The sequence below is a fragment of the Aliivibrio friggae genome (assembly GCF_057368515.1).
On record NZ_CM170648.1, the window covers coordinates 280,596 to 293,150 of the forward strand.

The following is a 12,555-nucleotide window of genomic DNA, read 5'->3' on the forward strand; positions in this document are numbered from 1 at the left end:
TATCGCACTCAGTAAGTATCGTCAACCCCTAAATCCCATTTTCACTACTTATTAATGTTTTTTTGCTTAAATGTTACAAAATAGGAAGAAAAACGATTGCTGTGATGGATTACTGCACAAAAGAGATGTTTTTTTTGAATAGTAGAGATTAATTAATCAAATGATTAAATATGGATGAATTAAAGGGATCGCACAATTTTATTACTTACTTATAATTAATCGTGTGATTAATAATCATAAACTGAATGTAGTGTAAATAAGGTGTTATTAATGGCAAAGCAATTAGGCAGACCAAAAGGGGAATCAGAAGTGAGGGAGCAGCTCATTTTTCATGCTCGTGAGCTTTTTGTATCTCAGCCTTATAATAAGGTATCAACAAGATTGATTGCTGATAATGCAAAGGTAAATATTGCGATGATCCGTTACTATTTTGGTAATAAAGAAGGGTTATTTGAAGCGATGTTTAAGGAAACGATATCTCCAGTGGTAAGTCAGTTTCAATTAGCTTTAGTTAATAATAGTGAACAAGATTTGGTTGATTTCATGCGTGCTTATTATCAAGCAATGATAAAAGTGCCAGCATTTCCTAAACTGATACTAAGAATTATGGAGGCGGATAATGAACAGCAAGCCAATCTTCAGCAAATCATTTTTGGTATTTTACAACCGATGCAAGATAAGCTATTTGCACCAGATATGAGCCATGCATTATTTAAAAAAGGGGTCGATCCAAGTAAAGCTAGACTATCAATGATGAGTTTGATGGTTTTTCCTTTTTTGGCACCAAAGAAAATGTTGGACTTTCATAATATTGAGTTAAATGAAGCATTTTTAACTGATTTACTCGAGCATAATATCCGATTGTTAACTGAAGGTTTGTTACAAAATAAGAGAGATCATACTAATGAAAATAAATAAAAAATTCCTCTTTTTTCCTGTGGTTGCTGCGGGTGTCATTATTTTAATTACGGTCACAAAATTGCGTCCATCAGCTGAAGTAAAACCATTAGAAGACCGTTCGAAAATAGTGAAAACTATCTCTTTAGAGCAACAGAATCTCGCACCTCAAGTGATAGGGTTCGGCAAAATAAGACCTAAATTTGAATGGAAGGCGATTGCAGAAGTATCGGGTAAAGTGGTCTATCGTCACCCTGAGCTAAATAAAGGGAATGTGTTATTAGCAGGAACTGAAGTATTAAGAATAGACCCACTAGATTATGAGTTGAAATTAGCTCAAGCAGAGGCAGATTTAGGTTCGAGTAAAACTCAATTAGCAAAAGTAGATCTCGAAGAAAAAAATATTCGTAATACCTTAAAAATAGAAAAGAACCGTTTAGCGCTCAGTAAAAAAGAATTGGGTCGTAAAATTAATCTTCAGAAAAAAGGGTTAACTTCTCAATCGGATTTAGATCAACAGAACCAATCCTATTTAGCACAACAAAAAGTCGTGCAAGATATTCAAAACCAAATCTTATTATTGCCAGATGAAAGAAAAGTAGCTGCGGCAATGGTGAAAGTAAACCAAGCTAAATTGGAAGAAGCGCAGCGCTCTTTAGAAAAAACGTCGATTATATTACCAACGGATGTGCGTATTTCTGAGGTGGATATTGAAGCGGATCAAGTGGTTAATCTACAGCAAACCATGTTCATTGCCCATGGCATTAAAACAATGGAAATGGAAGCACAGATATCGATTCATGATATGCAAACCTTAGCGCAAAGCTTTCATGTATTTCAGTCTAATGAACAAGGAATGCCAAATATTGATTCATTACCCCTTCAAGCAATAGTGCAGTTGAGCAGTGGTCGTTTTAATGCCCAGTGGCAAGCTCAAGTTGAGCGTATTAGTGAAACTGTCGATCCAAACCAAGCCACTGTTGGTGTAATTTTAGAGATCCAACAAGACTATAAAATGCTCAAGCCAAGTTCATTACCACCGCTGGTTAATGGCATGTTTGTAAAAGCATTGATTGAAGGAGAGGCTTCACCGCAGTGGGTGATCCCAGAAAGTGCCCTTCATGGCGATAAGATTTATTTGTTAAATCAAGATAATCAATTAACCATACTTTCTGTAAAAATAGTTTTTAGAAGAGATAATCAAGTGGTCATTTCTGGTGGCATTAATAAAGGGGATTTATTGATCTTAAATGATCTTCTTCCTGCTATTAATGGCATGCAACTGCGTTCAGTCGTTCCTAAGAAGGAGTCTGTGGAATGATTAAGTTTTTTGCAAGACACCCAACGGCTGCCAATTTATTAATGCTCTCTATATTGCTGCTTGGTTTAGTGTCGTTGTCTCAATTAAAGCGTGAAACTTTTCCTGAATTTAGTCCACCTTATATTCTGGCTGGTGTCGTTTATCCTGGTGCATCGCCACAAGAAGTGGAAGAGAGTATTTGTGTTCGGATGGAGGATGCCGTTGATGGCTTAGGAAATATAGAAGAAACAAAATGTGAAGCCATTGAAGGCTCTGCTCGTTTAGTGATTAAGCTGAATGAAAAAGCAGACATAGGGCGAATGCTGGTTGATGTTCAAACTCAAATTGATTCGATTAATGATTTCCCTAAAGAGATAGAATCTCCGGTAGTTCAAGAGCTAGATTGGAATGAACCAGTGGTGGATGTGGCAATTACGGCTGATACCACATGGCCAGAGTTGAAGGCATATGCTGAAAAATTGAAACAAAGTTTAAAGCTTGATTATGATGTTTCTTTAGTTGAAGTGAGTGGGTTTTCTGATCATCAATACCGTATTGAGTTAAATGAAAGTGCTATTCGTCAGCTTGGTTTAAATGTTAGTGATATTGCAAATAAATTGGCTGAACAAAATGTAAAACTACCAAGTGGTAGCATTGAAACACCAGAAAAAAACTTTTTAATTCGCTTTGATGAAAGAAAAACAACGCCTCAAGAATTAGCAAAAACGGTGATGGGGGCGTCGGATAATGGCGCATTGATCCGTTTAGGTGATATTGCCACGATAACCGATCGCTTTGAGCTTGATGAACAAAAAGTATTATTTGATGGTAAGCCATCAGCCTTACTTAAGATCAGTAAAAATAAAGAAGAAGACGCCTTACGCATTAAAGATCGGGTGACTGAGTTTGTTAAATATCAGCAGTCTATCGCACCTGATGGTGTTGCATTAGAGATGACGAATGATCTTTCCTCTTTATTATGGGATCGATTAACCATGATGGTAAAAAATGGTTGGCAAGGGATCATCCTTGTTTTTCTCACCATGTGGCTCTTTTTTACGTTCCGCTACTCTTTTTGGGTTGCCGCGGGTCTTCCGGTTGCTTTTTTAGGTGGTTTATTTTTAATGGCGAGTTTAGGGCTCTCTATTAATATTATGTCACTCGTTGCCCTGTTGATGGCAATAGGGATCATGATGGATGATGCCATAGTAATTGCAGAGTCGATTGCCTCGCATTTAGATCGGGGACAAGAGATTGATGATGCGGTGTATAACGGCGTCAAAAAAGTATTTCCCGGCGTATTGTCTTCTTTCTTAACGACAGTGTGTATTTTTGGTAGCTTGATGTTTCTACAAGGAGAGATGGGGGCAGTACTGAAAGTTATCCCACAAGTTCTGATCTTAGTTCTTTCGTTGAGTCTTATTGAAGCATTTTTAATTTTACCAAATCATTTAAGCCACTCCTTACATAAAGCGAAAAAAGATAAGCCAATTACGGGTTTTAAAAAGAAAGTGTTAGACCGTTTTGAACACTTTAGAAATGTCACTTTAGTGAAAGCAGTAACAAAAGTGGTGGAATGGCGTTATGCCTTTTTAGGTGCCGTGATTGCTAGTTTATTGATTTCTTTTTCACTTATTTCAGGAGGTGGACTTAAGTTTGTCGGTTTTCCTGAATTAGATGGTGATATTGCAGAAGCGCGAATTATCTTACCACCTGGAACATCACTTTCTCAGACTGAAATTGTAGTAGATAAAATTGTATCAGCGGCTGAGAAACTAAATAAAGAATGGAGTGAAAAGAACGAAGGAGGTCGCCAACTTGTTGAGCATATTACTCAGCAATTTAATACTAATGCAGATGCCAGTGAATCAGGCCCTCATCTAGCGACCATTCGTTTAGATTTATTAGGGGCAGAAAAACGAAATACACTCATTGATGATTTTATTGATGCGTGGCGTGCAGAAGTTGGAGAGTTAGCTGAGCCAATAACCATGGTTTATAAACAACCGACGATGGGACCGGGTGGTCGAGCGATTGAAATTCGCATGATGGATGATGATTTACATACGTTAAAGTCAGCGTCATTAGAAGTACAAGCTTATCTCAATGAGTTTGCAGGGGTCTATGGTGTTCTTGATGATATGCGAATGGGTAAGGAAGAAGTGCTTGTGAAGTTGCGATCGGGAGCTGAAACCTACGGAGTCACAGGTCAATTGATTGCTAACCAATTACGCGCCGCTTACTTTGGACAAACGGCTGATGAGATACAGCTTGGTGTTGAAAATATTGAAATTGAAGTTCGTTTGAATAAAGAACAAGCGGGTAATTTACATACGTTAGAGAACTTTCCAATCATTTTACCTACTGGAGGCCAAATACCTTTAGCCTCTGTTGCAACATTAGATTTTCAGCGTAATTATGTTCGAATTCAACGTATTAATGGATTAAGAACCTTAAGTGTCTTTGGTGATGTTCATGCGTCACAAGTGAGCTCGACCGAAGTACTAAATCAATTTAGAAAAGAGCTTGCTCCTGAACTTCAAAAAAAATACCCAAGCTTACGTTTTGATTTTGAAGGGGAAGCGAAAGATACCGCGGAAACAGGGCAATCAATGGGCACAGGATTCATGTTGGGCTTATTTGGTGTGTTTGTGATTTTGAGTTTCCAATTCAGAAGTTATCTTGAACCTTTTGTTGTGATGCTTGCTATTCCATTAGCATTGATTGGTGTGCTATGGGGGCATGTATTATTAAATCATCCACTAAGTATGCCGAGTATTATGGGATTTGTTTCTTTAGCTGGGATAGTAGTTAATGATTCTATTTTATTAGTGCAATACATTCGACATCATGTTGACGATGGAGATTCGGTGTATGAATCTGTTGTAAAAGCGAGCCAAGAAAGATTTAGAGCGGTATTTTTAACGTCAATAACAACGGCAGCAGGGTTACTGCCACTGTTATTAGAAACCAGTTTACAGGCGCAAGTTATTCAGCCTCTCGTCGTTTCTATTGTATTTGGTATTTTTACTTCAACCTTGTTAGTGCTGTTTATGATCCCAGCGGCATATGCAATTTTAGCGGATTTTGGCTTGGTCAAAAAACATGAAGAATTGCATTAACCTAACGAGAGTTAGCTTAAAAGGTAAAGAGTAAATTAATACTAAATACAGAGTCAGTTTTGCTTAGCCCTGGAGGCACACGATCTAGATATTGTTGAGATTGTGCAATCTTCAGGGCTATCTCTTCGGTGATATTGTTAGTAAGACTGACTTCTGAATCAATACGGGTATTACTTCGACCCGTGGTTACGGTGACTTCACTTGCGAAAGACAAGTTATCCAACATTTGCCATGATACATTTACGTTACCTCGCAAAATCGCTTCAGCAACGGTCTCAGGGAAAATTAAATCATCATCATCAATTTCATCTAGATTTGGGTTTTGATAACGATAACCGGGACCAAATTCTAATTCTAATAATAGTCTTTCGGTGTTACTGACTTGGTAACCCAAACCACCTGAGAAAGTATAATCTTTAAAATAGGCACTATACTCTGTCTCTAAGCCTTTAAAGTTGGCGTAAAGATAGTAATCAGGGCTGATTTTATAGTCACTTTGCAAATTAAGACTTAATTGGTCTTTATCTGTTTCACCATCTTCTTTCGATAGATAATACTTCACTTCACCAGTGTGACGGTGCTGCCCAGAAGTATAACCAGCTTCTAGGCGACCATTGAGAGATTCTGAGTCATCATTTCCTTTACTCGACTGATAGCCAAATTCAACTTGGCTTTCCCATGGAGAGGGAGGTGACGTATCCGCGTCTTCAGTTTCTATATCACTTGCATGAACAGATGCACTAATTGCGATAAGCCCTGTAAGTAAAACTTTTTTTAACACGTATCAATCTCAAAAGAATAAAGAGGATAGATAGTATAGAGGTTTTCTCTGAATGATGAGTTAAATTTGAGTCAAAATCTTTATTTTGCGAAAGGTTATCAGGAGATACACGGATAGTTATTTCATCCCAATTTCTTTTGGTTATAATGTAAGGCTAAATTTAGGATGGTGAAAAGCAGTAATGGCCGATAATCGAAATCAAAACCGTAAACACGATGCACAAGTTGATGCGTTAAAAGTACCACCGCATTCATTAGAGGCAGAGCAATCTGTTCTTGGTGGTCTGTTACTTGATAATGAGCGTTGGGATACGGTTGCAGAAAAAGTAGTAGCCGGTGATTTTTACAGTAGGCCACATCGACTTATTTTTGAGTCAATCAAATCCATCCTAGAAAACAGTAATCCTCTAGATTTAATTACTTTATCTGAACATCTTGAGCGCCATGAGAAATTAGATTCTGTTGGTGGCTTTGCTTATCTGGCTGATTTGGCAAAAAATACCCCAAGTGCGGCGAACATTAATGCCTATGCGGATATTGTTCGTGAGCGTGCCATGGTACGTAATCTTATCGGTGTAGCAAACGAAATTGCCGATGCGGGTTATGATCCTCAAGGGCGTACTTCTGAAGATTTACTCGATATGGCAGAGAGTAAAGTATTTGCTATTGCAGAAGAGCGTACAACAGAAAATGAAGGCCCACAAAGTGTCGATTCGATTTTAGAGAAAACGCTAGAGCGTATCGAGATTTTATACCAAACACCGCAAGATGGTGTCACAGGGGTATCGACTGGCTTTACTGATTTAAATAAAAAAACGGCAGGCCTTCAAGGCTCAGATTTAATCATTGTTGCAGCGCGTCCATCGATGGGTAAAACAACCTTTGCGATGAACTTATGTGAAAATGCGGCAATGGACCAAGATAAGCCAGTGCTTATTTTCTCTCTAGAGATGCCCGCAGAACAACTGATGATGCGTATGTTAGCTTCGATGTCTCGTGTTGACCAAACTAAAATTCGTACCGGTCAGTTAGATGATGAAGATTGGGCTCGTATTTCGTCTACGATGGGCATTTTGACGCAAAAGAAAAACATGTACATCGATGACAGTTCAGGTTTGACGCCAACTGAATTACGTTCACGCGCTCGTCGTGTGGCTCGTGAAGCGGGTGGTCTAAGTATGATCATGGTCGATTACCTTCAATTAATGCGAGTTCCTGGTTTACAAGACAACCGTACTCAAGAAATTTCTGAGATATCTCGTTCTTTGAAAGCGCTTGCGAAAGAGCTGAATGTACCAGTGGTTGCACTGTCTCAGTTGAACCGTTCCCTAGAGCAACGTGCCGATAAACGCCCAATTAACTCGGATCTTCGTGAATCTGGAGCGATCGAGCAAGATGCCGATTTAATCATGTTTATTTACCGTGATGAAGTTTATAACCCTGAGAGTAATCGTAAAGGCATTGCTGAAATTATTTTAGGTAAGCAACGTAACGGTCCAATCGGCTCAGTAAGCCTTACATTCCAAGGACAATTTTCACGCTTTGATAATTACGCAGGTCCTGCGTTTGATGATGAATAAGGCAAATAGTATGAGCTATATGAAAGCGGCGGCTGCCCAAGTTGATATGTCAGCTTTAGCACATAATTTGCAGAAGATTAAGCAGCAAGCACCAAACAGTAAGCTTCTTGCTGTTGTTAAAGCAAATGGTTATGGCCATGGGTTATTGAATATAGCAAAAGGCGCACAGGATGCTGATGCATTTGGTGTTGCTCGTATAGAAGAGGCTTTACAGCTTCGTGCTGGTGGTATTGTTAAGCAAGTATTGTTACTTGAAGGTTTTTACTCTGCTTGTGATTTGCCTATTTTGGTCGCAAATAATATTCAAACAGCGGTACATTGCAAAGAACAATTAGAAGCACTGGAAAGTGCTGAACTTGAAGGCCCAGTAGTTGTTTGGCTAAAAGTAGATTCAGGTATGCATCGTTTAGGTATTCGTCCTGAAGAATATCAAGAGTATGTTGACCGTTTGCATGCATGTAAAAACGTAGCTAAACCATTACGTTACATGAGTCATTTTGGTTGTGCGGATGAATTAGATAACCCGACAACCAATAAGCAAATAGAAACCTTTATGTCGTTAACTCAAGGTTGCCAAGGTGAGCGTTCATTAGCAGCATCTGCCGGACTGTTAGCATGGCCCGATAGCCAGTTAGATTGGGTTAGACCGGGTATTATTATGTATGGTGTTTCTCCTTTTGCTAATCAATCAGCACAAGAGTTAGGCTATTTGCCTACCATGACTCTTACCTCTCATTTGATCGCGGTTCGTGATGTAAAAGCAGGTGAAAGTGTGGGTTATGGTGCAATGTGGACCAGTGAACGAGATACTAAAATTGGAGTGATCGCAATTGGCTATGGTGATGGTTATCCTATTGCTGCACCTAATGGTACGCCGGTTTTAGTTAATGGACGTAAGGTATCAATCGCGGGTCGAGTGTCTATGGATATGCTTACTGTCGATCTAGGACCTGATGCTCAAGATAAAGTGGGTGATGAAGCTGTTTTGTGGGGACGAGATCTTCCTGCAGAAGAAGTTGCAGAACACATAGGAACTATTGCTTATGAGTTAGTGACTAAACTAACATCACGAGTACAGATGCAATATATTTAATGAGATCTACTTTGAATTTGTTTTCACTTAAAAGCGCTACTGGTTTAGCGCTTTTTCTTATTTTGCCTTTTTCTTTTTTGAGTAACGCGATTGCTGAAGAAGATATTTGGCCAACCTCGTTACCTGAAACCTCAGCAGTTCCTTTCATGTTTTCGTCAGAGAGCTTAGGGACTACGATAGGCGCAGCCGTTGTAATGAAGGGGGTAGGCCAACCTCAAGCGACATTATTTGCTGCAGGACTCTATTCAACCAAAGGGTCCTACATGACCTATTTGTCTGCTAATAACTTTCAAATTGGTCATTCATGGCTCGTTGGTGTTAATGCGTATAATGCTAATTTTAAAGATATGGATTATCACCTTGGGGCTGCAGGTAGCAACAGCTCCAATGTAAACGAAGAAGTTTTCACCGACAGTGTTGAAGCTCAATATCATTTAAGTGCTAATTATATCTTACCTATTGGTAATGCAAAGACGATTGGAGCGAGAGCTGCTTATCTTCCTGAGAGAAAAGTAAAAGGTTTTAATCCATTAGAAAGTGGTGTGTCGAGCATTGAACTGAGTCCTTTTTATTATTCTCGAACATTTTCGGATGTGGCTGGTTGGAATGAACCTGAGTCTAACTGGGGCATGAAAGTTAACCTAGATTGGGATAATAGAAATAGTGTAAGAAATACGACTCACGGCTCGCGGACAGAACTAGATTTTACCTATTCACCACAAACCAGTTCACAAGAAGAGTGGTGGACATGGGAGTTTCAGCAAAGTGCCTTTTTTGATTTAGGTAATTTAGGTGACATCATTAATAAGCAAGTATTAGCATTAGATTTCTATATCGCTGATACACCAAGCTGGCAAGATGACGCTCATCAACCACCCGAGTATGCAGGAATAAAACTGGGTGGATTATATCGACTAAGAAGCTACAGCAGTGGGCGTTTCCATGGTCGTTCAGCCATTCATTATTCAGCGGAATATCGAGTAATGCCTGATTGGCAACCTTTGGAAGAGTGGCCTATCTTTAATCTTTATGACGTGCCTTGGTGGCAGTGGGTTGCATTTGTTGATGCGGGTCGAGTTGCGGATGAGTTTTCACTATCAACATTACATGAAGAGATGAAGTGGAGTGCGGGTGGTGCCATACGTTTTCAAGTCGAAGGCATTGTTGTTCGAACAGAAATGTCTAAAGGCAGTGAAGAAAGCCTATTTAGAGTAATGATCAATCAACCATTTTAGTTTTTATAAAGAAAAATGATCTCAACACTAGTGTTCCGTAGTTTTGATAGAGATAATGTTCACTGCTAGAAGTTTAAATGTGACCTAACTCAAGAAGGGTGAGCGTAGTTTTGGTCATAATACCTAAATATAAAGCTCACTAAATAATACCGAGCACCAATTTTTAGATTCGTATAAACGGGGCGTTCAGAAATTCACTTTTGAGCCAACAAGTATATTACACGGGATATTTTCACCATGTTAAAAAACATCAACCCAACAGAAACTCAAGCGTGGGCAGACTTAACTGCACACTTTGAAACAGCACAAGATTTCAGCCTATCTGATCTATTCGCTGCGGATGCACAACGTTTTGATAAATTTTCAACGACGTTTGGCCAAGACATTCTAGTGGATTTTTCTAAAAACTTAGTTACCGAAGAAACAATGAAAAAATTGTTCGCATTAGCAGAGCAGACTGAATTGTCTTCAGCAATTAAAGCGATGTTTAACGGTGAGAAAATCAATAAAACCGAAGATCGTTCAGTACTTCATACAGCACTTCGTAACCGCAGTAATACGCCGGTAATCGTTGATGGTGAAGACGTAATGCCTGCGGTAAATGCAGTATTAGAAAAAATGAAAGGTTTCACTGAGCGTCTGATTTCTGGTGAGTGGAAAGGTTACACGGGTAAAGAAATTACCGATATCGTAAACATCGGTATCGGCGGTTCAGATCTTGGTCCTTACATGGTTTCTGAAGCATTAGCACCATACAAAACACGTTTAAACATGCACTTTGTTTCAAACGTAGATGGCACACACATTGTTGAAACATTGAAGCCTCTAAACCCTGAAACAACGTTATTCTTAATTGCATCTAAAACATTCACAACTCAAGAAACCATGACGAATGCACATAGTGCTCGTGATTGGTTCCTTGCTGAAGCTGGCGATCAAGCACACGTTGCTAAACACTTTGCTGCACTATCAACGAATGCACAATCAGTGTCTGAGTTTGGTATCGATACTGATAACATGTTTGAATTCTGGGATTGGGTTGGTGGTCGTTATTCTCTATGGTCAGCAATCGGTCTTTCAATTGCACTAGCGGTTGGTTTTGATAACTTTGTTGAGCTTCTTGAAGGTGCTCATGAAGTGGATAACCATTTTGCTACTACCGATCTTGAAAATAACGTGCCGGTTATTCTTGCACTTATTGGTCTATGGTATAATAACTTCCACGGTGCTGAATCAGAATCAATTCTTCCATACGACCAGTATCTACACCGTTTTGCTGCGTACTTCCAACAAGGCAACATGGAATCAAATGGTAAATGTGTAGACCGTAACGGTAATCCTGTTGATTACCAAACGGGTCCAATCATTTGGGGCGAACCTGGTACAAATGGCCAACACGCGTTCTACCAATTGATTCACCAAGGTACAAAATTAATTCCTTGTGACTTTATTGCACCTGCAATCAGCCACAACCAAGTGGGTGATCACCATCAAAAACTAATGTCTAACTTCTTTGCACAAACAGAAGCATTAGCATTTGGTAAAACAGAAGAGACGGTTCGTGCAGAATTTGCAGCGGCTGGTAAAACAGAAGCAGAAATGGCTGAGTTGGTTGCATTTAAAGTATTTGCTGGTAACCGCCCAACAAACTCTATCTTAGTGAAACAAGTAACACCTAAAACATTAGGTAACTTGATTGCAATGTACGAACACAAAATCTTTGTACAAGGTGTGATTTGGAATATCTTCAGCTTTGACCAATGGGGTGTAGAACTAGGTAAGCAACTGGCTAACCAAATTCTTCCTGAACTGGCTGACGATAGTGCGGTGACTTCTCACGATAGTTCAACAAACGGCTTAATCAACGCATTTAAAGCATACAAAGCTTAATCGTTAAGTTATAAAATTTATTAATTAAAAGAGCTGATTTCGGTCGGCTCTTTTTGTATTTATTATTTATCGATATTACAGGCAATAAAAAAGGTTGAGATATTTCTACCTCAACCTTTAATTTTCCTGAATCCTAGCTCTTGCTTTTGCTCTTATAGAAGCGCAACGTTCTAGTCTCTGTTACTCAAAACAGATCTCAATAAACGCATTACCCCACTCAGAAGTAAATGGCATGATAATAATCGCACCATCGCATTTATGAGTAATAGTATGACCTTTACCAGAAACAACCATAGGGGTTGCCATACTAAATTCAAAGCCACTTTCAGAAAGAATACGCTTAGCACCACCAGTAACCATATTGGTGATTTCACCTACCATGTCAGTAACTTCTTCATTGATACTGTTTGGGCGCTCACCAAGCATATTTTGCATGATTTGCAGAGCAAGTTGTTCATCAAAAGTAATAGACATTGAGCCCTTACTTTGTGGAGCAACCATACCTATTAAACCTGAAACATCACCACGAGCAATTTCGTCTTTTTTAATACGAGGTTTTTGTGGTTTCAATTCCATCGAAGCCATCGTTTTAAGTACATTCATCAGTGAAGCTAAGAATGGGTTTACAAATTCAGCGCGCATGGTAAATAGTGTCCTT

The 12,555-nt window shown here is 39.1% G+C and carries 9 protein-coding genes; 7 read left to right on the forward strand and 2 right to left on the reverse strand.

The genetic code is table 11. From position 1 onward, the window contains the following. The first annotated feature begins 270 nt into the window (after positions 1-270). From AC2INI_RS01300 to AC2INI_RS01310, 3 genes are read left to right on the forward strand one after another with little or no spacing between them, the layout of a single operon-like run. Positions 271-918 carry a TetR/AcrR family transcriptional regulator gene (locus tag AC2INI_RS01300; protein WP_486305182.1) on the forward strand — a complete coding sequence of 216 codons (648 nt, stop codon included), beginning with the start codon at positions 271-273 and terminating at the stop codon, positions 916-918. Beyond that, positions 905-2,218 carry an efflux RND transporter periplasmic adaptor subunit gene (locus AC2INI_RS01305; RefSeq protein ID WP_486305183.1) on the forward strand — a complete coding sequence of 438 codons (1,314 nt, stop codon included), beginning with the start codon at positions 905-907 and terminating at the stop codon, positions 2,216-2,218. Before AC2INI_RS01300 ends, AC2INI_RS01305 begins: the two co-directional genes overlap by 14 nt. Next, on the forward strand, positions 2,215-5,319 hold the full coding sequence (locus tag AC2INI_RS01310) for an efflux RND transporter permease subunit (RefSeq protein WP_486305184.1): 3,105 nt from the start codon (positions 2,215-2,217) through the stop codon (positions 5,317-5,319). The genes AC2INI_RS01305 and AC2INI_RS01310 overlap by 4 nt, the downstream gene beginning before the upstream one ends. 16 nt (positions 5,320-5,335) lie before the next feature. Here AC2INI_RS01310 and AC2INI_RS01315 read toward each other — a convergent pair whose 3' ends face one another. Then, on the reverse strand, positions 5,336-6,100 hold the full coding sequence (locus AC2INI_RS01315) for a DUF481 domain-containing protein (RefSeq protein ID WP_486305185.1): 765 nt from the start codon (positions 6,098-6,100) through the stop codon (positions 5,336-5,338). A gap of 181 nt (positions 6,101-6,281) precedes the next feature. On the opposite strand from AC2INI_RS01315, the gene AC2INI_RS01320 reads away from it, so the two are divergent. The 4 genes from AC2INI_RS01320 (at position 6,282) to pgi (ending at position 11,897) form a co-directional block, all read left to right on the forward strand. After that, the gene (locus AC2INI_RS01320; protein ID WP_122032901.1) at positions 6,282-7,679 is read left to right on the forward strand and encodes a replicative DNA helicase; all 1,398 of its coding nucleotides are present in this window, start codon (positions 6,282-6,284) and stop codon (positions 7,677-7,679) included. Positions 7,680-7,689: 10 nt separating this feature from the next. Further along, positions 7,690-8,772, forward strand: coding sequence for an alanine racemase (alr, locus tag AC2INI_RS01325; RefSeq protein WP_122032902.1), 1,083 nt, complete (start codon positions 7,690-7,692; stop codon positions 8,770-8,772). Beyond that, entirely contained in the window at positions 8,772-10,007 is a 1,236-nt protein-coding gene (locus tag AC2INI_RS01330) for a BamA/TamA family outer membrane protein (protein ID WP_486305186.1), read from the forward strand. The genes alr and AC2INI_RS01330 overlap by 1 nt, the downstream gene beginning before the upstream one ends. Before the next feature lie 237 nt (positions 10,008-10,244). Then, positions 10,245-11,897: a glucose-6-phosphate isomerase gene (gene pgi / locus AC2INI_RS01335; RefSeq protein WP_122032904.1), complete on the forward strand. Its 1,653-nt coding sequence runs from the start codon at positions 10,245-10,247 to the stop codon at positions 11,895-11,897. A gap of 180 nt (positions 11,898-12,077) precedes the next feature. Here the strand turns inward: pgi and AC2INI_RS01340 are convergent, their stop codons facing one another. Then, positions 12,078-12,539, reverse strand: coding sequence for a chemotaxis protein CheX (locus AC2INI_RS01340; protein ID WP_122032905.1), 462 nt, complete (start codon positions 12,537-12,539; stop codon positions 12,078-12,080). Positions 12,540-12,555 lie beyond the last annotated feature (16 nt).